Origin of the sequence: Paraburkholderia suaedae, assembly GCF_040812055.1 — a bacterium.
GTDB lineage: Bacteria > Pseudomonadota > Gammaproteobacteria > Burkholderiales > Burkholderiaceae > Paraburkholderia.
Map to the genome: position 1 here is coordinate 79,957 of NZ_JBFOAH010000002.1, position 21,351 is coordinate 101,307.

Annotated in this window: 19 protein-coding genes, 1 tRNA gene and 1 riboswitch; of the genes, 12 read left to right on the plus strand and 8 right to left on the minus strand. The window is 64.2% G+C overall.

Annotation, left to right across the window (positions count from 1 at the left end):
- Window positions 1-66: 66 nt before the first annotated feature.
- On the plus strand, window positions 67-636 hold the full coding sequence (greB, locus tag ABQJ48_RS03810; RefSeq protein ID WP_367836091.1) for a transcription elongation factor GreB: 570 nt from the start codon (window positions 67-69) through the stop codon (window positions 634-636).
- A 119-nt stretch (window positions 637-755) separates the two neighbouring features.
- Here the strand turns inward: greB and ABQJ48_RS03815 are convergent, their stop codons facing one another.
- Together ABQJ48_RS03815 and ABQJ48_RS03820 are read right to left on the minus strand one after the other, a co-directional pair.
- Window positions 756-1,904, minus strand: coding sequence for a porin (locus ABQJ48_RS03815; RefSeq protein WP_367836093.1), 1,149 nt, complete (start codon window positions 1,902-1,904; stop codon window positions 756-758).
- 516 nt (window positions 1,905-2,420) lie between these two features.
- The gene (locus ABQJ48_RS03820) at window positions 2,421-2,663 is read right to left on the minus strand and encodes a hypothetical protein (RefSeq protein ID WP_367836095.1); all 243 of its coding nucleotides are present in this window, start codon (window positions 2,661-2,663) and stop codon (window positions 2,421-2,423) included.
- 525 nt (window positions 2,664-3,188) lie between these two features.
- Here ABQJ48_RS03820 and ABQJ48_RS03825 point away from each other — a divergent pair.
- A complete protein-coding gene (locus ABQJ48_RS03825; protein WP_367836096.1) occupies window positions 3,189-4,340 on the plus strand; it encodes an exonuclease domain-containing protein in 1,152 nt (383 codons plus the stop codon).
- Between the two features lie 93 nt (window positions 4,341-4,433).
- Here ABQJ48_RS03825 and ABQJ48_RS03830 read toward each other — a convergent pair whose 3' ends face one another.
- The 5 genes from ABQJ48_RS03830 to pepN all read right to left on the minus strand — a co-directional run bounded on the left by ABQJ48_RS03830 (window position 4,434) and on the right by pepN (window position 10,403).
- On the minus strand, window positions 4,434-5,033 hold the full coding sequence (locus tag ABQJ48_RS03830; RefSeq protein ID WP_367836098.1) for a chorismate mutase: 600 nt from the start codon (window positions 5,031-5,033) through the stop codon (window positions 4,434-4,436).
- A 323-nt stretch (window positions 5,034-5,356) separates the two neighbouring features.
- On the minus strand, window positions 5,357-5,506 hold the full coding sequence (locus tag ABQJ48_RS03835) for a hypothetical protein (protein ID WP_367836100.1): 150 nt from the start codon (window positions 5,504-5,506) through the stop codon (window positions 5,357-5,359).
- A 593-nt stretch (window positions 5,507-6,099) separates the two neighbouring features.
- Window positions 6,100-6,175, minus strand: a tRNA-Thr gene (locus ABQJ48_RS03840).
- A gap of 54 nt (window positions 6,176-6,229) precedes the next feature.
- The gene (locus ABQJ48_RS03845; protein WP_367836101.1) at window positions 6,230-7,246 is read right to left on the minus strand and encodes a class 1 fructose-bisphosphatase; all 1,017 of its coding nucleotides are present in this window, start codon (window positions 7,244-7,246) and stop codon (window positions 6,230-6,232) included.
- Window positions 7,247-7,697: 451 nt separating this feature from the next.
- Complete coding sequence (gene pepN / locus ABQJ48_RS03850) at window positions 7,698-10,403, minus strand: aminopeptidase N (RefSeq protein ID WP_367836102.1); 2,706 nt, start codon at window positions 10,401-10,403, stop codon at window positions 7,698-7,700.
- 235 nt (window positions 10,404-10,638) lie between these two features.
- Between pepN and ABQJ48_RS03855 the strand changes: the two genes are divergently transcribed.
- A complete protein-coding gene (locus tag ABQJ48_RS03855) occupies window positions 10,639-11,331 on the plus strand; it encodes a DUF4136 domain-containing protein (protein ID WP_367836103.1) in 693 nt (230 codons plus the stop codon).
- A gap of 226 nt (window positions 11,332-11,557) precedes the next feature.
- Here ABQJ48_RS03855 and ABQJ48_RS03860 read toward each other — a convergent pair whose 3' ends face one another.
- On the minus strand, window positions 11,558-12,130 hold the full coding sequence (locus tag ABQJ48_RS03860) for a TMEM165/GDT1 family protein (RefSeq protein WP_367836104.1): 573 nt from the start codon (window positions 12,128-12,130) through the stop codon (window positions 11,558-11,560).
- Window positions 12,131-12,206: 76 nt separating this feature from the next.
- Window positions 12,207-12,355: riboswitch (yybP-ykoY riboswitch) on the minus strand.
- A gap of 531 nt (window positions 12,356-12,886) precedes the next feature.
- Here ABQJ48_RS03860 and ABQJ48_RS03865 point away from each other — a divergent pair.
- Genes ABQJ48_RS03865 through ABQJ48_RS03905 form a run of 9 tightly spaced genes read left to right on the plus strand, consistent with a single transcriptional unit; the run spans window position 12,887 to window position 21,183 of the window.
- Window positions 12,887-13,684: a beta-ketoacyl synthase chain length factor gene (locus ABQJ48_RS03865; RefSeq protein ID WP_367836105.1), complete on the plus strand. Its 798-nt coding sequence runs from the start codon at window positions 12,887-12,889 to the stop codon at window positions 13,682-13,684.
- A complete protein-coding gene (locus ABQJ48_RS03870) occupies window positions 13,668-14,456 on the plus strand; it encodes a lysophospholipid acyltransferase family protein (protein ID WP_367836106.1) in 789 nt (262 codons plus the stop codon). Before ABQJ48_RS03865 ends, ABQJ48_RS03870 begins: the two co-directional genes overlap by 17 nt.
- Window positions 14,437-14,736, plus strand: coding sequence for a phosphopantetheine-binding protein (locus tag ABQJ48_RS03875; RefSeq protein ID WP_367836107.1), 300 nt, complete (start codon window positions 14,437-14,439; stop codon window positions 14,734-14,736). The genes ABQJ48_RS03870 and ABQJ48_RS03875 overlap by 20 nt, the downstream gene beginning before the upstream one ends.
- A 3-nt stretch (window positions 14,737-14,739) precedes the next feature.
- The gene (locus ABQJ48_RS03880) at window positions 14,740-14,991 is read left to right on the plus strand and encodes an acyl carrier protein (protein ID WP_367836108.1); all 252 of its coding nucleotides are present in this window, start codon (window positions 14,740-14,742) and stop codon (window positions 14,989-14,991) included.
- Entirely contained in the window at window positions 14,991-15,653 is a 663-nt protein-coding gene (locus tag ABQJ48_RS03885; RefSeq protein WP_367836109.1) for a COG4648 family protein, read from the plus strand. The genes ABQJ48_RS03880 and ABQJ48_RS03885 overlap by 1 nt, the downstream gene beginning before the upstream one ends.
- Window positions 15,650-17,365 carry an ApeI family dehydratase gene (locus ABQJ48_RS03890; RefSeq protein ID WP_367836111.1) on the plus strand — a complete coding sequence of 572 codons (1,716 nt, stop codon included), beginning with the start codon at window positions 15,650-15,652 and terminating at the stop codon, window positions 17,363-17,365. The genes ABQJ48_RS03885 and ABQJ48_RS03890 overlap by 4 nt, the downstream gene beginning before the upstream one ends.
- Window positions 17,362-19,152 (plus strand): glycosyltransferase family 2 protein, encoded by a 1,791-nt coding sequence (locus ABQJ48_RS03895; RefSeq protein WP_367836112.1) that lies wholly within the window; start codon window positions 17,362-17,364, stop codon window positions 19,150-19,152. Before ABQJ48_RS03890 ends, ABQJ48_RS03895 begins: the two co-directional genes overlap by 4 nt.
- Window positions 19,139-20,758, plus strand: coding sequence for an HAL/PAL/TAL family ammonia-lyase (locus ABQJ48_RS03900; protein ID WP_367836113.1), 1,620 nt, complete (start codon window positions 19,139-19,141; stop codon window positions 20,756-20,758). Before ABQJ48_RS03895 ends, ABQJ48_RS03900 begins: the two co-directional genes overlap by 14 nt.
- The gene (locus ABQJ48_RS03905; RefSeq protein ID WP_367836114.1) at window positions 20,755-21,183 is read left to right on the plus strand and encodes an acyl-CoA thioesterase; all 429 of its coding nucleotides are present in this window, start codon (window positions 20,755-20,757) and stop codon (window positions 21,181-21,183) included. Before ABQJ48_RS03900 ends, ABQJ48_RS03905 begins: the two co-directional genes overlap by 4 nt.
- Window positions 21,184-21,351: the final 168 nt, after the last annotated feature.

A 21,351-nucleotide genomic window follows, 5' to 3' on the forward strand; every position in this document is an offset into this window, starting at 1 on the left:
ATTTCTCCGGCGCGCCGGATCGTGTACCCTTCATAGGCAGTTGCTTGCTGCAGTTAATGGACCATTATGAACAAGGCCTTTGTCAAAGAGTCGAGTGACGAGAACGACGACGACCTCGACGTCGCCCAGCCGGATGTCCCCGCGGGCACCAAAAACTACATCACGCCCGCCGGCTACCGGCGCATGCGCGATGAACTGCTGAATCTGATCGACGTCGAGCGACCGGAGGTGGTCAGGCTGGTGTCGTGGGCCGCATCGAACGGCGATCGCTCGGAGAACGGCGATTACATCTATGGCAAGCGCCGCTTGCGCGAGATCGACCGGCGTATCCGCTTTCTGACCAAGCGTCTCGATCTTGCTGAAGTCGTCGATAGCAGCAAACAGGAAAACGTCGATCAGGTCTTCTTCGGCGCAACGGTCGAATATGCGACGCAAGACGGTGAGGTGCATACGGTGACGATCGTCGGCATCGACGAGGTCGATCTGGACGTCGGCCACGTCAGCTGGATTTCTCCGGTGGCGCGCGCGCTTCTCAAGGCAAGGATCGGGGATACGGTCACGCTGTATACACCGGCCGGCCCGCAGCCGATCGATATACTCGACGTCAAATATCCGGCGCCCGGCACAAGCGCTTAGGCGCACCCCTCACCGCGCCGTTAGCTGGCGCGGCATAAACGCCGTTAGCTGGCGGGGCATAAAAAAGGCGCCGCGAACGGCGCCCTCGATACTGCAGTTCGACCCAGTCTTTTGAATGCTTAGAAGCGGTGACGCAGACCTGCGGTCACAGCGACCTGCTTGTTGCTGCTGGACGCTGCGCCAAGGCCATTGATGTTGGCGTCGACGATCGCGCCTTGATTGGCTTCCTGATACACACCTTGCAGATACACGTCCGTACGCTTGGACAGTGCGTACGCGGTTTGCAGGTTGAACTGGTTCCAATGCACGTGCGAGCTCGACAGATTCGCGCGGGTGTACGTGTACGCACCGGCAATGCTGACGGCCGGCGTGAGGGCGTAGCGTGCGTTGGCTTCGAAGTTCTGGAACTGGGCGCTGTTGGTCGGGAACGCAAGGCCGCCCGCGACGCCGGAGGAGCTCTGGCTGATGCCGGCGAGGCCGGACAGGTTCGTCTGCGAGTACACGAGGCCGACTGTTGCAGGGCCGAACGCGTAGTTCGCACCCGCCCCCCACGTTTGCTGACGGGCAGCGAAGAACGTATTGTCACCCGATACCGCGCCGCCCGAGTTGAACGCAGCGGCCGCCGTGTTCGCGCCATTGCTGTTCAATTGCAGGTAAGCAGCGGCGACATTCAGGCCGCCCCAGTTGTACGACGCGCCCGCGCTGTAGGCGCGGTTGTTGGCAAAGCCGGCGGCCTGGTTCGAGAAGCCATACAACGCGCCGAACTTGAAGCCGCCGTAGTTGACGCTCTGGTACTTGACCGAGTTGTTGACACGGAACGAGTTGTTCAGGTTGTCGTTGTCGAACGGGTGCGCGAACTGGGTGCCGCCGTATTGCGTGCCGGTAAGCGCGAGCGGGCCGACGTAATCGACCATGCTGTCGTACTGACGACCGAGGGTTACCGCGCCAAAGTCGTTGCTCGACAGACCGACAAAAGCCTGGCGGCCGAACAGACGGCTGTTCTGCTTCAGCGTGCCGTCATTGATGCCGAAGCCGTTTTCCAACGTGAAGATGGCCTTGAGGCCGCCGCCCAGATCTTCCGCGCCACGCAAGCCAAAACGGCTGCCGTTCACGGAGCCGCTCGTCATCTGCCAGTTGCTATGACCGTGCTGGTTGTTCGTGTAAGTAATGCCGGCGTCGATCAAGCCATATAGCGTCACGCTGCTTTGCGCATGCGCAGCCGTTGCAAAAACGCCCGTAAGGGCCGCGACCATGAGTGTCTTCTTCATTTTGTAACTCCGAGTGCAAGAGAATATTTGAACGCTGGCTTGGAGACCTTCACGCGGGCGCTGCGAGAGGCGGGATCCGCGTGAAAAGCGCGTTGATCCAATCGCGCACGTTTCCGGTAAGGCAGAGTGTAGAGAGAGGCGTCGCGGAGTGGGCGTTCCGAATTTCGCAATAAAGTATTACGCGGTCAGAAACGATGCATGAACGCCCCACAAGCCCTTTGGACAAAGGCTTTCCGGGTTTATTAACCGGCTGGGAGGTAGTCGGAGGACATTTGCGTTGCAGTTTTGCGACAGTCAGTGATGCGAAAAAGCAACGCGCCGAAACACATCGAACAATGGTTGTTGTCGCTGAAATAAGCGATTGTTAATTGTGCGGATAAAGCAAATAGGGCGCGCCGCTATACTGAAGCTTCTGCTTCCCAAAGCAGACTTTTTCGTTGAAGAAGATCCCAAACCTTTGTCGGCGCGACTTTCCGGTCGCGCTTTTTTCGCCTGCTGATGGATGGGCCGGGCGGCTCAATGCGCTGGCGCTGCGTCGTCTGCGTCGGTCCAATCGACCGTCGGCGACATCGACCAGTCTTCCATCACGTAATGGCGCGCGTCCATGGGCGATGAAAGCAGGTTTTGCCAGTGGTCCCCGTGCCACACGGGATCGAATTCGACGAAGGGTGCGGCAGCCGGCGCCGAATGCTCGGCAGCGCTCTTTGTGTGTGAGTGACTGAGCCGCAGGACGAAGCGACGGATTTCAGCTAGGAACATGTCAGTCTCCTGAAACGCGTTACATCACTGAGTCCATCATGCGACGCTGCACGTTCCGCAACAAGTCGGAGAAACACCGACCTTATCGAGGCCGTCGGGTGAAAAATCTCCCGCCTTTCGCATCTCGCCGGCCGCTCGGGTAATCATTACGGATTTTGTCGGTACTGGTTAATAAGCACGAGCGGCTGAACGACATTATTTGCACGGCACCTGGCTTGCAAAGGGCCAATCACCTTTCTTGACTGCAATTGCTGGCTCCGATTATGGCAAACCGAGTTTCGGCTGCTTTTTACTTGCTAAACCGTAGCATTTCACTCAAGCGCAATTGCGCGTTTGTATGTAATCGTCGAGCGAAAGTGACAACGGGCAACGGTACAGTCCCAACGGTTCGCGGACGGCAATCGCTTGCTTCAAGGATGCGCTGTGCGGGCACCGATCATGCCGGGCGATGCCATGCGATGAAACTGTCCGACGCTCAACTGGGGCATACTTGCCGCAAGCCACGCGTCTAAAGTACCTATTTCCATGTCTGAACAGTTTTTGCCGGAACCGGCCCTGAATGTCCCGATCGTTTTTGTCGACCTCGAAACCACCGGCGGTTCCACCAGCGAGCATCGCATTACAGAGGTCGGCGTCGTCGAAGCCGGTCCGGCCGGCGTGTCCCGCTGGAGCAGCCTAGTCGACCCGCAGCAGCCGATTCCGTCGTTCATTCAGCAACTCACCGGTATCACAGACGCCATGGTGCGCGGCGCGCCAACTTTCGACGCGATCGCGCCGGCTTTATTCGAGCGTCTGAACGGCAAACTGTTCATTGCGCATAACGCCAGTTTTGACCGTGGTTTTCTGCGCGGCGAGTTCCGCCGGGCGGGAATCGCGTTCGACCCTGATGTGCTGTGCACCGTGCGCCTGTCGCGCGCGTTGTTCCCGGCTCAGAAGCGTCACGGCCTCGATGCGCTGGTCGAACGTCACGCGCTCGTGCCGTCAGATCGTCACCGCGCGCTCGCCGACGCGGATCTGATCTGGCAGTTCTGGCAGCGCCTGCACGGTCTCGTGCCGCTCGACACACTGCGCGCGCAGATCGAGCGCACTACGCGGCGCTACCGGCTCGCTGGCGACATCACCGAAGATCTGCTCGATTCCGCGCCGGCCGGTTGTGGTGTGTATGCCTTTTTCGGTGAGGGTGATTTGCCGCTCTATGTCGGCCGAAGCGTGCGTGTGCGTCAGCGGTTGCGCTCGCATCTGACAGGCGAGCGGCGTTCGTCGAAGGATCTTCGGCTTGCGCAGCTCGTGCGGCGAGTCGAGTGGCGCGCGACTGGCGGCGAACTGGGCGCGATGCTGGCCGAAGCGCAGTGGATCGCGACGTTGCGCCCCGTCCATAATCGTGCACCGCGTGTCATGAAGTCGGATCCGACGGATGCGCCATGGCCGTTCGAGGGACCGGTCGTCTTCGAGCAGCGGGAGGACGCATCTGCGGACGGCGCCTTCCACGTGGTCGACCGTTGGCGCTATATGGGGCACGCGACGTCGCTCGTGCAGGCCGCCGAATTGTACGCGTCGAGCGTGGTGGGGCCGTTCGAACTCTCGACCTATCGCCTGCTGCACAGTCACCTTGCGCGCGGCTTGCGCGTGCTGCCGTTGAGCGTCCCCACGGAGATGGCGGTCTCGAGTCTCGCTTGATGAGCGGAGCGGCGTCCGCGCGGCGTGAGCCGCTCATCCGTTGTTGAAAGTGATTTCGGTGGCGGCCGCCCCGGTTTTACTGGACTGGCGGAATCACCCGGTCGCACCTACGCCCCCCGTTTCGCAGACGTGACCCAGCGCGCGAGTCAACGCGTTAGAGCGGGCCGAGTCATAACGGGTCAGCGATTTCCAGTTGGCAAGCGATTGCGCAACGCGCGACGGACAGTCACTCGCCGTGCGCAGTGGTTGGACGCGCGCCAGACCGGCCATGAGCGACTGCGTCAGCCGGTCGAGCTCCGGTCTGGTGCTGGTCGCCAGGTCGGGCACCGGTCCTTGCGGCGGCTGTGTGCTGCGCCAGGTCGCGAACAGCGCGTTTTGCACCTCCTTGCTTGCGTCGATCTGATCCTGGAAGAAAGCGCGGGCGAATGCCGGGTCGACATTCACGGCCGCAGCGCGCTTTTGCACATCGGCGAGTAGCGCGTTTTCGCGCGGAGTATCGGTGATCGCCTGGTGATTGGCCCACTTCCAGCGGGCAACCGGCTCGGCAAGCGAGAGGCGCTGCGAAACCAGCGCGATCAGATTGGTGAGCGCGGTGTCGTCGCCATCGCCGGCGACGGCAAGGGAAGGCGTGACAGCGAGCCAGGCGGCTAAGGCGAGCGCGCACGATGCGCCAAGGCGATGAAAACGAGTCATGGGCGGTAGCGGGGCCGGGCGGGCGCAGAGGAAAGGCACAAGGATAAATGATGCAGCGGGAGCAGCGGCGTCTCGCGCCATGAAGAGCAGCGTCCGACAGATCGCGGCAGTCCGCGCGATAGCAGAAAGAGAAGGGGAAGCGAAGGGCGCGCGCAACCGGGCTGCATGCCGCATAGGCAAATGCGGGCTAATGCGCAAAGGTATCAGGCGAACCGATCCAGCGTCATTCCGGGGTCGAACGACGAATAAGCGGCCGCAGGCACGCTGCGTACCCGGCCATGCCTGTTACGCACGCGAATCCATGCTGCATTGCGCCACCGCAGTTACTTCGAGTCGCACGATTTACGTTGTTCGTCGAAGAAGGCGCGAACGTGTTCAGGCAGCTCGGCACCCAGAAACTCGACGCCAGCGGGTTCCGGATCCGGGCACAGAACTTTGTCCGGGGTCGGAATCTTCGTTGGTTTGGCATCCATGATCGTTCTCCTTTACAAAATGATTATCTGCCGCGTGTCTGCCTGAGCACCAGTGTCGGATGCGTTTGCGACGTTCTCTGTTGCTTTAACGGCACAACAGAACATTTCACCAGAGGGTTTGAATATCATTTATTGCCTTGCTGCAACGCACGCTCGCGAACGGGTACCAAAATAAGTGGGCCGTTTCGGTCGTTAGCCATTGGCGCTTTCGAGACTGCGCGCTGCGCGGCCCGGCGCGACGCGGTCATGTTCGAGCTCGTAATCTGTTGCAAACGAATAAAACAGTGGCGCTTGTGCGCTGCCGCACGGACGAAGTTTCCCGACACATAGCGGTGTGCTAACTCCCCCGCTTGCGTGCACTCCGCACCCCAATATCGAGTAAACGAGCGGTTTCAGGCTTTCGTTGACCACTGGGGCATATTAAAGAATTGCATGAATCGCCAAACGACTTTAACGCCCTCTCGTCGCGATTGAGAGGATGTTGTCGTGACGGAAATCCGCGCCAAACGGTCCGTCGATCGTCGCTTCGTCAGCGAGTGCTCAGAAAGCAAAACGCCCAGTCCAAAGGACTGGGCTTTTTGCTTGAATCTTGATGGTGCCGGAAAGAGGAATCGAACCCCCGACCTTCGCATTACGAATGCGCTGCTCTACCGTCTGAGCTATTCCGGCATCAGGAGAACCGCGATTATAGGGACTCTTTCAGCGGCTTGGCAAGCCCCCGGCTCACTTTTTTGTTTCGAGATGGTAGCGGGTGACCCTGTCCACTTCATTCTTCGAGCCGAGGAACACAGCCACACGTTCGTGCAGGCTCTTCGGCTGGATATCCAGAATGCGCTTTTCGCCGTTGGTCGCAGCCCCGCCAGCCTGTTCGACGATGAACGCCATCGGGTTTGCTTCGTACATCAGGCGCAGCTTGCCCGGCTTGTCGGGGGTACGCTTGTCCGCCGGATACATGAAGATGCCGCCCCGATTCAGGATACGGTGCACGTCCGCGACCATCGATGCGATCCAGCGCATGTTGAAGTCGCTCTGACGCGGTCCTTCCTTGCCCGCTTTCAATTCGCCGATGTACCGCTCGACGGGCGGGTACCAGTGGCGTTCGTTCGACGCGTTGATCGCATACTCGCGCGTTTCCACCGGAATGCGCATATCGCTTTGCGTGAGCACCCACGACCCCAGTTCGCGGTCGAGCGTAAAGCAGTTGACGCCGTTGCCGGTGGTCAGCACAAGGACGGTTTGCGGGCCGTACACCGCATAACCCGCAGCCACCTGCTGCGTGCCCGGTTGCAGGAACGATTGTTCGGTAGGCTGCTGGCCGTCCGGACAGCGCAGCACCGAAAAGATCGTGCCGATCGAAACGTTGACGTCGATGTTCGACGAACCGTCGAGCGGGTCGAACACCAGCAGGTATTCGCCCTTCGGATAGTTGGCCGGAATCGGGAAGAACTGTTCCATTTCCTCGGAAGCCATGCCGGCCAGGTTGCCGCCCCATTCGTTGGCTTCGAGCAGGATTTCGTTCGAGAGGATGTCTAGCTTTTTCTGCACTTCACCCTGGACGTTCTCGCTGCCGGCTGTGCCGAGCGCATCGCCGAGCGCGCCTTTGCTGACGTGGTAGCTGATTGCCTTGCACGCACGCGCGACGACTTCGATCAAAAGGCGCAGGTCGGCTGGCAGATTATTGGTCTCGCGCTGCTGCTCGATCAGGTACTTCGTGAGGGTGGTACGACGTTGCAAGGACATGCTGTACTCCGGGAAGGCGAGAGGAATAACCGGATTCTAACCGTTCGTTGTGTCCGTTCCGTGCTTTGGCGCGCGCACGGCAAGCGCCGCGCGGGCTGGCGCTACACCGCGGTATCGGCCGAGATGGCGCGCCTCGCTCGCGCCGCGTCGTTGATGCGCGGCGCCGGTGCGCGCAGCGCAACTGACCATCCCGACATTCAGCGCCTGTTCGCCCGACGAAGTGCACAGAGACGCGCTGCGAGGCGGCAGTCAATGCACGAACCCTGCCGTGAAGATTCTCGCGGTAGCCTTGTCGCCGAATGTCCCGATCGCGGGATGACGGAGCGCCCCCCGTTAAGCGAAGGCGTTCTGGTTTCATCCCGGCGAGTCGGCATGAACAGTCGTGCAGATGGCTAACGTCGAGCGCGCCGAATTTGGCGGACGATCCGCATTCGGGGCCAGGAGGCGGGCGTTAAGCCAACGCCTTCTCCACGATTTCGCGCACGTCGCGCGACTTCACTTGCGAAGCCACCTTTTCCAGCGCTGCGCGCATGCCCTCGCGCAACGTTGGCGTGAAGCGGCGCCACAGTTCGAGCGAGCGGGCGAGGCGTGCGGCCACTTGCGGATTGAGGGCGTCTAGCGCGATTACCTGATCGGCCCAGAACGCGTAGCCCGAGCCGTCTTCGGCATGGAACTGCGCGGGATTGGCCGCGCAGAAGCTGAAGATCAGCGAGCGCGCGCGGTTGGGGTTCTTGAGGTTGAAGGCCGGATGGGCCATCAGCTTGCGCACGATGTCGATTACCGGCCGCTGCGCGCTGCCACGCTGCGTGGCTTGCAACGCAAACCACTTGTCGATGACGAGCGGCTCTTTTTCGAAGCGCCGGTAGAAGTCGTCCAGCGCCTGTTGCGCCTCGCTGCTGCCGCCCTTGGCTGCCGCCGCGTTGAGCAGTGCCGAGAGCGCCGCGGCGCGGTCGGTCATATTGTTCGCGGCGTCGTATTGCGCAGACGCGAGACGCACGGCTTCAGCCGGATCGTCCAGTTCGGCGAGATACGACAGTGCGAGATTTTTCAGCGCCCGATGGCCGGCCGCCTCGGGCGTCGCTTCGTAGGTGCCGGGCGTGCGATGCTGCTCGTACAGTGCGAGCCACTCGTGCTTGAGCGCCGTGGCCAGACGCTTACGCACGAACTGCCGGGCAGCGTGCACGGCCGCAGGATTCGACTCGGCCATCTGCTCGGCCAGGTACGCTTCGGACGGCAGCATTAGCGCGAGTTCACGGAACGACGGTGACAGCGTCTCGTCGGTGAGCACACGCGCGAACGCGGCCACTACCGAGTCGTCGAGCCGCAGCGGCGCATGGGTGGCGGCACGTTCGGCCAGCGTCATCAGTTCGCGCGTGGCGAGCCGCTGGCCCGCTTCCCAGCGGTTGAAGGGATCGCTGTCGTGTGCCAGCAGGAAGGCCAGTTCGTCGGCCGAGTAGTCATACTCGACGATCACCGGCGCGGAGAAATTGCGCAGCAGAGACGGCAATGGCTCCTGTGCGACCTTTACGAACGTAAAGGTCTGCTCGCTTTGGGCGAATTCGAGCACGCGCGTGGTGGCGGCCGATGCCGTCGCTTCGCCTTCCAGCTGCAGCGGCAGATCCTTGCCGTCGTTGCCAATCAGGCCGATCGCGAACGGAATCAGCAGCGCTCCCTTCTGTGTTTCGCGCGCGGCCGGTGCCGCGTCGCCGTAACCTTGCCTGAGCATTATGCTGTAGCGCTGCTGGGCGGCATCGTAATGGGTGCGCACGGACACCCTTGGGGTACCCGCCTGGCTGTACCAGCGCTCGAACTGCGCGAGGTCGCGGCCGTTCGCATCGGCGAGCGCGTAACGGAAATCGTCGCAGGTCACCGCCTGGCCGTCATGCCGCTTGAAGTACAGATCCATGCCCTTGCGGAAACCGTCGCGGCCGAACATCGTCTGATACATCCGCACGACTTCGGCGCCCTTCTCGTAGACCGTCATCGTGTAGAAGTTGTTGATCTCGACGTAGCTTTCCGGGCGTACGGGATGCGCCATCGGGCCCGCGTCTTCGGCGAACTGCATCTGGCGCAGCACGCGCACGTCCTCGATGCGCTTGGTCGCGCGCGCGGCCGCGTCGCCGTTGCGGGTCTGACCGGCCGCCATGTCCGCCGAGAACTCCTGGTCGCGAAATACCGTCAGGCCTTCTTTCAGGCTCAGCTGGAACCAGTCGCGGCAGGTCACGCGGTTGCCGGTCCAGTTATGGAAATACTCGTGGCCGACCACCGCCTCGATGTTCGCGAAGTCGGTGTCGGTCGCGGTTTCCGGGTTCGCCAGCACGTACTTCGTGTTGAAGATGTTGAGCCCCTTGTTCTCCATCGCGCCCATGTTGAAGTCGCTCACCGCGACGATCATGAAGCGGTCGAGGTCGAGTTCGAGCCCAAAGCGTTCTTCGTCCCAGCGGATTGCATGAATCAGCGAGTCCATCGCGTGACGGGTCTTGTCGAGGTCATGCGGTTCGACCCACACCTGCAGCAGCTTTTCCTTGCCCGAGCCGGTCTTCACGCGTTCTTCCAGCGCGACCAGCTTGCCCGCGACCAGCGCGAACAGATAGCTCGGCTTCCTGAACGGATCTTCCCAGCGCGCGTAATGACGGCCGTCCGGCAAGTCGCCTTCGTCGAGCAGATTGCCGTTCGACAGCAGCACCGGAAACTCGGCCTTGCTCGCGCGCAGCGTGACCGTGTAGGTTGCCATCACGTCCGGTCGGTCGAGGAAGTAGGTAATGCGGCGAAAGCCCTCGGCCTCGCACTGCGTGAAGAAATTGCCGCCCGACACATACAGGCCCGACAGGGTGGTGTTGGCAGCCGGGTTGCACACGCTCGTGAGCGTGAGCTCGAAGCTCTCCGGCACGTTCTCGAGCCGCAGGCCGTGCTCGTGCGCATGCGCGCCGGCGAACGGCCGGCCGTCGATCTGCGCGCCGACGAACTCGATCTGTTCGCCCATCAGTTCCAGATGCGCGGCGCGCGACGCGTCGGGATTGCGGCGCACACGCATCGTATTCCTGACGGCCGTGCGTTCAGGGACCAGATCGAACTCCAGCTCGACAGTGTCGATAAGGAAGGCGGGCGGCGCGTAATCGGCGCGGCGGATCACATTGGGCGTTGCGGTATCGGCCATGGTGTTCTGTGGTGATGGGACTCGAGCGGTCGGGCGCGCCGGGGCACGCGAGCCGGGCTTGACGAGCCATTGTACAAAGCCTCGGGCAATCCTGCGGAGCGAACTTTGTACCCGCCGGCCAGGTCAGCGTAATATCGGGCGCCTTCGCACCAACAGACGATACGAGGCCGCGTGGCAAACGAACCCGGTCGCAAGTGACAAAAACGGGCAACCTTGAGGCATCACGAGGCAGACCATGAACATCCATCAATGGACCCGTCGCGCCGCATTGCTGCTGGCGGCGCTGACGGTGCTGCTGTCCGGCTGCACGACGTACGTGACCACCCAGGTCACGGCGTTTTCCGACTGGAGCGGCAACGACGCCACCCGCACCTATGTGTTTACGCGGCTGCCGGCTGCGCAGAACGATCTCGAACTGTCCACGTACGAGCGCATCGTTGCCGGGGAACTCGCGCTGCATGGGTTCCGCGAAGTCGACAGCGCGCACGCGCGCTATCTGGTCGGACTAGCGTATGGGATGCGCTCGGATATCGTGACCGTCGCAGAACCCGTGTACTACAACCCGTGGCCAGGGCCTTACTGGGGCCGGCCGTTCGATCCGTGGGGACCTTGGGGTCCGTATCCGAGCGGGTATGTGAACCAGAGCTATCCGATTTTCACGCATGTGTTGGGCGTGCGGATCACCGAGCACGCGACGGGTAAGGAGGTCTATAACGTGACGGCGCGCAATTCGGGCGGCGAGTCGTCGCTGGTCCGCGCGATGCCGTATCTGGCCCGCAGCGCACTGGCCGATTTTCCGCTCGGCAACGGCGCCGTGCGTACGGTCAAGCTTCCGCTCGACCTGAACAGCAGCGCGGGACACGAGACCGCTGGCAGTGGGGCGGCGCCGGCTCCGGCGCCAGCGTCCGGAGCGAAAGTCGCGGAGTAGGGTTGTGCGCTGAACCATGGGCGCTTTACCGGGCGCTTTAGCGGCGCGTGCCCCCTGGGTGTTGCCCCTCGCGTTGCCGCTGAGTGTCGCCCTTGGGTGTCGCCGCTCACTGTCGCCCCATTACGGCTTGCAAAAGAACGGCCTGGCACGCGCGACCCGCCGGGCCACGCTTACATCGTAGCTTTCGTGAACAGCGGCGACTGCAAGCACACAACCTGAAAGTCGCTCAAACCCCGACCCCGAACAGCGCCATCGTTCCCAGGACCACGAACATGACGGCGGCGATGCCGTGCACGAGTTTCGTCGGCAGCCGGTGAGCGAAGCGGTCGCCCAGCAGGATTGCGGGAACGTTCGCGATCATCATGCCGAGCGTGGTGCCGGCCACGACGCCGAAGAAATCGTGAAAGCGGGCGGCGAGCGCGACGGTGGCGATCTGCGTCTTGTCGCCCATTTCCGCGATGAAAAACGTCACCATGGTCGTACCGAATACGCCCAAATGCGTGCGGCTGGTGTTGGCTTCATCGTCGTCGAGCTTGTCCGGCACGAGGATCCACAGACCCATGCCGATGAACGATGCCGCGAGCGCCCAACGCATCACGGTGGGTGTGAGCAGCGAGCCGAGCCACGCGCCGAGCGCGCCCGCGCAAGCGTGATTGACCAGCGTGGCGGTCAGCACGCCGAGAATGATCGGCACAGGCTTGCGGTAGCGGGCGGCGAGAACGAGCGACAGAAGCTGCGTTTTGTCGCCGATTTCGGCCAGCGCGACGGCTCCGGTCGAAATGAGGAACGCTTGATTCACGATGGTTTGATTTATCCGGGCCTGCCATGAACGAGCGACGACCCACGACACGCCGGGCCCTGTTGCGGCGCGTGTGGATCATCGGTCTCGCCAGGCTCGAGGCTGCGGCTGCCATGGCCGTGACGGCCAAGTCTGTCGACAGGCGCCCCCGCGAACGCATGTGCGACGCACCCGGCACACAGGTGCGGACATTGCGCGGGGCGGCTACTCCCCAATGAGGGACGGAGTATAGCAGGCAGGGGTGGCCTCAATCCCAACAGGGCCGTGCGGCGGTTGCTTGCAGTGGACCGCGGGGCGACGCGCGCGGCGAGGGCCGGATGATGCGAACCATGCCTGATGCATGCGAGCGAAGCAGCGCCGGCGTTGATATCGGCTCAGCCTTACTGGCGGGAGATCGATTGGAATATCCGCGCAGAGCCAGGCACGCGCTCGGCGCATGTCAACCGGCGCGCGCCTTCGTTTGACAATCCGTCGCTCCGCCGATACGGATACAGATGGATACGTCTTTTGGCTGATTTATTCCGGAATGTTCAGTATGATTCCGCCGACAATAGTGTTTTTGACGTTTCGTCGGATCATTGTCTGTGCGCTAAACATTCATTGGGCGAGTGCCGATAAACCGCTGAATTCCCCGTTGGCGGACTGCATTGTCCCGCGGCCGGAGATCGCCAACCCGCTCGGCTAGCGCACGCCGCGAAGAATGTGTTCCGTCAGGGGCCTGAGCCTCTCCCCGTTTTTCCACGCGCGAACACCCATATGCCCGATCTGCACTGGACCATTCCGGTCGGTCGCTGGTCTAGCTGCCCGGCCGCCGCATCTGCCGCACCCGATATCGGCTTTATCGAGCCGATCGTCCGGCGTCGTCTGAGCACGCTGTCCAAGGCTGCGCTGAAGGTCGCGTACGACTGCGTCGCCGGCGCCCACGTGCGCGTCGTGTTCGCTTCGCGTCATGGGGAATTGCGCCGCACGACCGACATCCTGCGCAGCATCAGCGCCGCGCAGCCCGTCTCGCCGACGGCTTTCAGCCTGTCGGTGTTGAACGCGATGACGGGCATCTTCGGCATCGCCCGGGGCGACCGCTCGGCGGCGAGCGCGATTTCGGCCGGCGCCGAAACGCTTGGCTACGGCTTGCTCGAAGCGCACGCGCAATACGCGACGCAGTCCGCGTCGCCCGTGTTGCTGGTGTACGCGGACGAACCGGCCGATCCCGCTTACGGCACCATCGAAGATGAAGTGCAGGGCGGTGCGATCGCCGTTCTGCTCGACAGCGAGGCGTCAGCCGGGCAGATGGTGTGCACCGTCAGCCGCGCCGGTCAAGAGCCGTCGACGCAAACCGGCGACGCCATTCAAGCCGGCGCTCCCGGTGCGACCGCTGAGGGCATCGTCGCCGGCAGCAGCGCCGGCACCGGCATCCGCGCGAATGCCGCGCCCACGTCAGCCAGTTTCGCGACGCAGAGCGAGGCGCTGCTGCACTGTCTGCAAACCGGCCAGTCCGCGTGTTGGCAAGGTGCGGGCACTGTTTGGCAATGGAGCTGGCGTGTCCGCGCGGCTTGATTACCTCTGGCGTTTCTGCGCCACCGGCATGGCCTTCGCGATGTTCGGCGTGTGCGGCGTGCTGTTTTCCGTGCTGGTGTTCCCGCTCGCATGGCTGTGGCCGCATCGCGCGTCGCGGCAGCGGGCGGTGACGACGGTGATCCACTGGTTTTTCCGCGCGCTGGTCGCGATGCTGCGGCGCGTCGGCGTGATGGAACTCGAGGTGTCGGGCGCGGACGCATTGCGCGCGGGCATCCCGGCGATCGTGGTCGCCAATCACCCGACCTACCTCGACGTGATGGTGCTGTTGTCGCTCGCGCCGCGCGCCTGTTGCGTCGTGAAAAACGCGCACTGGAGCAACCCGTGTTTCTGGGGCATCGTGCGCGCGGCGGAATACGTGAGCAATGCGGACCCCGCCGATCTGGTCGAGGCTGGCGTCCGGCAACTGGCGGCCGGCTACACCATGATCATTTTTCCCGAGGGCAGGCGCAGTCCGGCGCCGAACCGGCTGCACGCGTTTTCGCGGGGCTTCGCGCACATGGCGTTGAAGGCCGGCGCGCCGATCGTGCCCGTACTGATGGATTGCGACCCGCCCGCGTTCACGAAGCAGATGCGCTGGTACGACGTGCCGGCGCGCGCGTTCCGCATGCGCGTGAGCGTGCTCGCGCCGCTCGGCGTCGAGCAGCTTGCGGCGCACCACACGATACCGGCTCTCGCGGCGCGCAGCGTGACGAGCGCCATCGAAGCCCACATTACCCGGCACCTGTTCGACTATGGATTCTTTAAAACTTGAAATCAAACAGCTTCTGATCGAAGCCCTCGATCTGGAAGACCTGACCCCGGCCGATATCGACGACGACGCACCGTTGTTCGATACCGACGGCATCGGTCTCGATTCCATCGACGCGCTCGAGATCGGCATCGTGCTGCGCAAACACTATCAACTGACCATCGCGGCAAACGACGAACGCACGCGCGAACACTTCCGCTCCATCAGCACGCTGGCTGCGCTGGTCGAGAGTCAGCGCGAAGCTGCCCATGCTGCGCACGAAACCACCAAGAAGGGGGAATAAGCCGTGTCCGACGCAGAGATTCTTGAACGCATCCGCGCCATCTTCAAAGAGACCTTCGCGATCGAGCCTGAGCGGGTCACGCCCGACGCGCATCTGTTCGAAGACCTCGACCTCGACAGCATCGACGCGGTCGACCTCGCGATCAAGTTGCAGGAAATGACCGGCCGCCGCATCAAGCCGGAAGAGTTCAAATCGGTACGCACCGTGGGCGACGTGATCGGCGCGGTCGAGTCCTTGCTGGCGGCCGAAGGCTGATGCCGGTTGCGCGCTCGCCACTGCCGGCTGCGACGCCCGAAGCGGCCGCAACCGCGCCGCAGCATGAGCGCCACCGCGGCAAGCTGATCGTACAGGCGCTGTTGAAGCTCGCCTATCCCGCGCTGATTCTGTGCGCGTGGCGCTGGGACACGCCGCGCGTCGTCGGCGGCATGCTGTTTGCCGTTTTGTGGCTGCAACGCTGGGCCGGCGGCGGTCCGTTCGCGGCTTCGCTGCGACGCCTGTCCGCGCTCGAGTGGAGCGTGGCGGGCATGCTGAGCTGCGCGTCGGCGGCGATCGTCGTCACCGACAGTGAGCTGTTGTTGCGGCTCTATCCGTCGCTCGTCAATCTCGGATTGCTGATCGCGTTCGGTGCGACGCTCGTGCGCGGGCCGTCCATGATCGAAAGATTCGCGCGCCTCGGCAACGCGGCATTGCCGCCCGGCGCGGTGCGCCATACGCGGCGAGTCACCCAGGTGTGGTGCGCTTTCTTCGTGATGAACGGCGCGTTTTCCGCGTATACGGCCTTGTACTGGAGCCGCCCGAGCTGGTCGCTGTATAACGGCGCGATCGCGTATGGGCTGATCGGCGTGTTGCTGGTGGCCGAGGTCATTTGGCGGTATCTGGTGGTGCTGCCGCGCGCCGCGCGTTCGGGGGCGGCATGATCGCGCTGCATGATGTGTTGTTGGCTGTTGAAGGCGCCGCCGCGCCGGTATGCCGCGACGGTAGCGCGGTGCTCGATCGCACGGCGTTCCGCGCGCGCGTCGCCGCGCTGCTCGCGCTGCTGCAAGCCCGCACGGGGCGGCGCTGCGCGTTGTGCATCGACGATCCGTTCGATTTCGCGTGCGCGCTGTTCGCGCTGTTCGCGTGCGGCAAGGAGCCGGTGCTGCCGGCCAACGCGACGCCAGGCTATCTGGCCGATCTCGCCGACGCGTACGACACGATGCTGACCGACGCAGACCTGCCCCCGTTCACCCCTGGTGCGAGCGCGGCGAGCGCGGACTCCGCGGCTGCCCATGCGGCACGCCGCACCCGCACCATCGACCCGCATACTCCGCTCACGCTCTACACGTCCGGCAGCAGCGGCCGCCCGAAGCCGATCCACAAGACGCTCGCGCAATTCGACGCCGAAGTGCGCACGCTCGAACAGCAATGGGGCGCGCTGCTCGGCGACGCGACGATGCTCGCGAGCGTGCCGCATCACCACATCTATGGCTTGCTGTTTCGCGTGCTGTGGCCGCTCGCCGCCGGCCGCCCATTCGATCGTGCGATCAGCGTCGATCCGCTGCATCTGCAAAGCCGCATCGAGCAATGCGGCGCGACGGTGGTCGTTTCGACGCCCGCGCAATTGTCGCGTTGGCCCGCGCTGCCCGGCTTCGCTTCGCTGACACCCGCGCCGCGCGCGTTCTTTTCGTCCGGCGGCCCGCTCGCGTTCGAGGCCGCGCGGCACTACGCCGCGGCGTACGACGCCGCGCCGCTCGAAATTTACGGCAGCACGGAAACCGGCGGCATCGCGTGGCGTCGTCAGGATCGCACCGATGCATGGCGGCCGGTGACCGGCGTCGAGGTGCGTCGCGACGAGGACGGCGCGCTGAGCGTGCGCTCGCCGCATCTGGGCCATTCAGGCTGGCACCGCACCGACGACCGGATCGCCTGGGACGCGCCCGGCTGCTTCCGTTTGCAAGGCCGGCTCGACCGCGTGCTGAAGCTGGACGGCAAGCGCGTGTCGCTGGCCGAGCTCGAAGCGCGGCTCGCGTTGCATCCGTACGTGGCGCAAGCGGCGGTCGTGCCGCTGAACGGTGCCGCGCGCGATCGCGCCGGCGGCCTCGTCGCGTTGACGGAAGCGGGCAGCGCGGTTTTGCGCGGCGAAGGCCGCGTGCTGCTCGCGCGAAGCCTGCGCCGCCATCTGGCGGACTATTTCGATGTGGTGGTGCTGCCGCGTCATTGGCGTTTCCGGCTGAGCTTGCCGTTCGACGCGCGCGGCAAGCTGCCGGTCAGCGTGCTGGCGGCCGCCTTCGAGCCTCGCGTGGAAGGCATGGACCTGCTGGCCGAAGCGCGCAGCGGCGACACGCTGCATTACGAACTGCGGGTGCCTCGCACGCTCGCGCATTTCGCCGGCCATTTTCCCGGCCTGCCGATTCTGCCGGGCGTGGTACAGCTGGACTGGGCGATCCGGCTGGCGGCCGAGCATGTGCCGAGCGTGCGCGCGGTTGCATCGATCGACCGGCTCAAGTTCATGGCTCCGGTCTTGCCGGGCGCGGTGCTCAAGCTCACGCTCGCCCATGACGCCGCGCGTCGGCGCATGCAGTTCGCGTACCGGATGGATGGCCGGGACTGCGCATCGGGCGTGATCGTTTATCAGGAGCCTGCAGGATGAGCCGCTTTGCTGCCTGCATCGTTGTTCCGATCTACAACCACAAGGACGCGATCGGCGCGACCGTCGCCGGTCTTGCCGTGCATCGCCTGCCGATCTTCGTGGTCGACGACGGCAGCGACGACCCGACCCGGCAGGTGCTCGCCGGCATCGCGCAGCAGTACGGCGCGCAGCTTACGCTGTTGCGTCTGCCGGTCAACGGCGGCAAAGGCGCGGCGGTCATGGCGGGGCTGCGCGCGGCGCGCGAGGCGGGCTACACGCACGCGTTGCAGATCGACGCCGACGGCCAGCACGACGCGACCGACGTGCCGCGCTTCATCGATGCGGCGCGCGCCGAACCGGACGCGGTGATTCTCGGCCGGCCGGTGTACGACGAGAGCGTGCCGAAAGCGCGCCTTTACGGCCGCTATGTGACGCACGTGTGGGTGTGGATCGAAACGCTTTCGCTGACGATCCGCGATTCGATGTGCGGCTTTCGGCTCTATCCGTTGGCACTGGCTTGCAAGCTGATCGACGGCGTGCGGCTGCCCACGCGGATGGACTTCGACATCGAAATCCTCGTGCGGCTGCATTGGCGGCGCACGGCGTTTCGCTTTATCGCGACGCGCGTCACGTATGCCGCTGACGGCGTGTCGCATTTCGACGTGTTGTGGGACAACGTGCGTATCAGCCGCAGTCATACGCGGCTCGTGTTCGGCATGCTATGGCGTTTGCCGATGCTGCTCGCCCACAAGGTAATGCCGCGTCGTGCCGCGCCCGCCGAACAGCCACGCGCGCCGAACGAACCGCGCGAACGGAGCAAAGCGGATCAACCGGATCAACCGGATCGACACGCCGAGCCGAGCGGCCAGCATTGGTGGCGCATCGCCGAACGCGGCAGCCACCTCGGCATGGCTTTACTCGCGCTCAGTTGCAAGCTGTTCGGCCGCCGCTTCACCGCGCTCTGGCTGCATCCGGTCGTCGCCTATTTTCTGCTGACGGGCGCCGCCGCGCGCGAGGCGTCGGCCGACTACTTCCGGCATCTCCGTGCGGCCGAGCCGCAAGGCGGCACGCCACGTCCTGGCTGGCTGTCCGCATATCGCCACATGCTGGCGTTTGCGCACTCGGGCTTCGATAAACTCGCCGCGTGGTCCGGGCGTGTCAATGACGCCGACGTCAAGTTCGAAGATCGTTCGGCGTTCGAAGCATGGGTCGCGAGCGGCAAGGGCGCGCTCGTGATCGGCGCGCATCTCGGCAATCTGGAGATGACCCGCGCGCTCGCCGCCCACGGCGCTCACGCAAAAGTCACCGCCGTCGTCTACACCGGCCACGCGCGCCGCTTCAACCGCGTGCTGGCGTCTGCCAGTAGCGCGTTCACGCGGCATCTGCTTGAAGTCGCCGACTTCGGACCCGACACGGCGATGCTGATGCAGCAGCGCGTCGATGCCGGCGAGCTGCTGGTGATCGTCGGCGACCGCGTGCCCCCGCACGAAGCGGGCCGCACGACCGACGCGCAATTTCTGGGCGCGAGCGCACCGTTCGCCCAAGGGCCGTATGTGCTTGCGCATGCGCTCGGCTGCCCGGTCTATCTGTTCTTCTGCCTGAAAGAGCACGACGGCTATCACCTGTACTTCGAGCCGTTTGCCGAGCGCATCGAACTGCCGCGGCGCGAGCGCGCGCAGCATCTCGCGACGTGGGCGCAGCGTTATGCGACACGTCTCGAACACTATTGCCGCAAGGCACCCTATCAATGGTTCAACTTCTTCGATTTTTGGGCCGGCACCAAGCGAGGCGGGCATGGCCGAACATGATGTGAGCGAAGCGCGCGAGGCAGGAGCGAGCGTGACGGGGCGCGGCAACGCCGACGCCAACCCGCCAGCGGTCTTGATCGGCGCGCGCAGACTGACGATCGAAGAGGTCGTCGCGATCGCGCAGCACCGCGCGCCGGTCGCGCTGAGCGGCGACCCCGCATGGCGCGCGCGCATCCAGCGCGGCGCCGATTTTCTGCGCCGCCATCTGGCCGCGGGCGCGACCGTCTACGGCGTCAACACCGGTTACGGCGACGCCTGTGTAGTGGACGTGCCGGCCGACCTGATCGAAGCGCTGCCGCTGCAGCTGACGCGTTATCACGGCTGCGGAATGGGCCAGCATCTGGACGACGCGCAAGTGCTCGCGGTGATCGCCGCACGCCTCAACTCGCTGGCCTATGGCTTTTCGGGCGTGCGTCCGGTACTGCTCGAACGCCTTGCCGATCTGATCAATCACCGCGTTCTACCGCGCATTCCGGCCGAAGGCTCGGTCGGGGCGAGCGGCGATCTGACGCCGCTGTCGTATGTGGCGGCGGCGCTCGCCGGCGAGCGCGACGTCAAGTTCGAAGGTGCGCTGCGCGACGTTTGCGACGTGTGGGCCGGGCTCGGTCTCGCGCCGCTCGCGCTGGCACCGAAAGAAGGTCTCGCGCTGATGAACGGCACTGCCGTGATGACGGGCCTCGCCTGTCTCGCGTTTGCCCGCGCGGATCATCTGACGCGGCTCGCCGCGCGTTTGACCGCGCTCTCGACGGTGGCGCTCGACGGCCGTGCCGCGCACTTCGACGCGACGCTGTTCGACGTCAAGCCGCACGCCGGCCAGGCGCAAGCGGCCGCGTGGATTCGCGCCGATCTGGCGGGCCGCGACGATACACCGGGGCATCGCCTGCAGGACCGCTATTCGATTCGCTGCGCGCCGCACGTGATCGGCGTGGCGCGCGATGCGCTGACGTGGGTGCGCCGCGATGTCGAGAACGAATTGAACAGCGCCAACGACAACCCGCTGATCGATCCGGACAACGAGCGCGTACTGCACGGCGGCAATTTCTACGGCGGCCACATCGCGTTCGCGATGGATGCGCTCAAAGTCGCGGTCGCCAATCTCGCCGATCTGATGGACCGGCAGTTGGCGCTTTTGGTCGACGTGAATTTCAACAACGGCTTGCCGCGCAATCTGTCCGGCGCCGCGCCCGCGCGCGCCGCGATCAATCACGGCTTCAAGGCCGTGCAGATTTCGTCCTCGGCATGGACGGCGGAAGCGTTGAAGAACACCATGCCCGCCAGCGTCTTTTCGCGCTCGACCGAGTCGCACAATCAGGACAAGGTCAGCATGGGTACGATCGCCGCGCGCGACTGTTTGCGCGTGCTCGAGCTGACCGAGCAGGTAGGCGCCGCGCATACGCTCGCGACGGTGCAGGCAGCGCGTCTGCGTATGCGGATCGACAGCGCGGCGCCGCTGCCGGCGCCGCTGCAGCGCTTTATGGGCGACGTGAGCGCAGGCTCGCCGTTCGTCGATGAAGACCGCGCGCTGGAAAGCGAACTGCGCGCGTTGACCGCGCGCATTGCCGCCTGCGATCTGCTCGACGACTATCCCGAAGGATCGAACGCATGAGCGCGACGCCGAAACTGCTGAGCGCCAGCGCGACAGTCGAAGTGCCGTTCCACGACGTCGACGCGATGAACGTGTGCTGGCACGGCCACTATCTGAAGTACTTCGAGATCGGCCGCGCGGCGCTGCTGCGCGCGTTCGATTACGACTATCGCGAGATGCAGGCGTCGGGCTATCTTTGGCCGATCGTGGAGGCGCATCTGAAGTACGTGCGGCCAGCCGTGTATGGTCAGCGGCTCGATGTGCGCACGCAACTGCTCGAACACGAAAACCGCCTGAAAATAGGCTATGAAATCGTCGATTGCGCGTCCGGCGCGCGGCTGACGAAGGGCTACACGATCCAGGTCGCGGTCGATGCCGCCACCCAGGAGTTGCAGTTCGTGTCGCCGCCGGTCGTATTCGAAAAGCTGGAGCGGGTATGGGGATGATGAAATGGCGAGCGTTGCCGATCAGAGCGCTTGGCCGGTTGAGCGTGACCGGTGTGCTTGGCCTGGCGGCAGTGGCGACGGCGAGCGTCGCGAGCGCGGGGAGCGCAGCGCCGTCAATTACTACATCGGCAACGGGATCAGCTACGCCAGCAACAACGGCATCAACAA

What these genes read in the sequence shown, in the direction of transcription:
- greB (WP_367836091.1), top strand. Translation starts at nt 67, where the DNA reads ATGAACAAGGCCTTTGTCAAAGAGTCGAGTGACGAGAACGACGACGAC.
- ABQJ48_RS03815 (WP_367836093.1), bottom strand. Translation starts at nt 1,904, where the DNA reads ATGAAGAAGACACTCATGGTCGCGGCCCTTACGGGCGTTTTTGCAACG.
- ABQJ48_RS03820 (WP_367836095.1), bottom strand. Translation starts at nt 2,663, where the DNA reads ATGTTCCTAGCTGAAATCCGTCGCTTCGTCCTGCGGCTCAGTCACTCA.
- ABQJ48_RS03825 (WP_367836096.1), top strand. Translation starts at nt 3,189, where the DNA reads ATGTCTGAACAGTTTTTGCCGGAACCGGCCCTGAATGTCCCGATCGTT.
- ABQJ48_RS03830 (WP_367836098.1), bottom strand. Translation starts at nt 5,033, where the DNA reads ATGACTCGTTTTCATCGCCTTGGCGCATCGTGCGCGCTCGCCTTAGCC.
- ABQJ48_RS03835 (WP_367836100.1), bottom strand. Translation starts at nt 5,506, where the DNA reads ATGGATGCCAAACCAACGAAGATTCCGACCCCGGACAAAGTTCTGTGC.
- ABQJ48_RS03845 (WP_367836101.1), bottom strand. Translation starts at nt 7,246, where the DNA reads ATGTCCTTGCAACGTCGTACCACCCTCACGAAGTACCTGATCGAGCAG.
- pepN (WP_367836102.1), bottom strand. Translation starts at nt 10,403, where the DNA reads ATGGCCGATACCGCAACGCCCAATGTGATCCGCCGCGCCGATTACGCG.
- ABQJ48_RS03855 (WP_367836103.1), top strand. Translation starts at nt 10,639, where the DNA reads ATGAACATCCATCAATGGACCCGTCGCGCCGCATTGCTGCTGGCGGCG.
- ABQJ48_RS03865 (WP_367836105.1), top strand. Translation starts at nt 12,887, where the DNA reads ATGCCCGATCTGCACTGGACCATTCCGGTCGGTCGCTGGTCTAGCTGC.
- ABQJ48_RS03875 (WP_367836107.1), top strand. Translation starts at nt 14,437, where the DNA reads ATGGATTCTTTAAAACTTGAAATCAAACAGCTTCTGATCGAAGCCCTC.
- ABQJ48_RS03885 (WP_367836109.1), top strand. Translation starts at nt 14,991, where the DNA reads ATGCCGGTTGCGCGCTCGCCACTGCCGGCTGCGACGCCCGAAGCGGCC.
- ABQJ48_RS03890 (WP_367836111.1), top strand. Translation starts at nt 15,650, where the DNA reads ATGATCGCGCTGCATGATGTGTTGTTGGCTGTTGAAGGCGCCGCCGCG.
- ABQJ48_RS03895 (WP_367836112.1), top strand. Translation starts at nt 17,362, where the DNA reads ATGAGCCGCTTTGCTGCCTGCATCGTTGTTCCGATCTACAACCACAAG.
- ABQJ48_RS03900 (WP_367836113.1), top strand. Translation starts at nt 19,139, where the DNA reads ATGGCCGAACATGATGTGAGCGAAGCGCGCGAGGCAGGAGCGAGCGTG.
- ABQJ48_RS03905 (WP_367836114.1), top strand. Translation starts at nt 20,755, where the DNA reads ATGAGCGCGACGCCGAAACTGCTGAGCGCCAGCGCGACAGTCGAAGTG.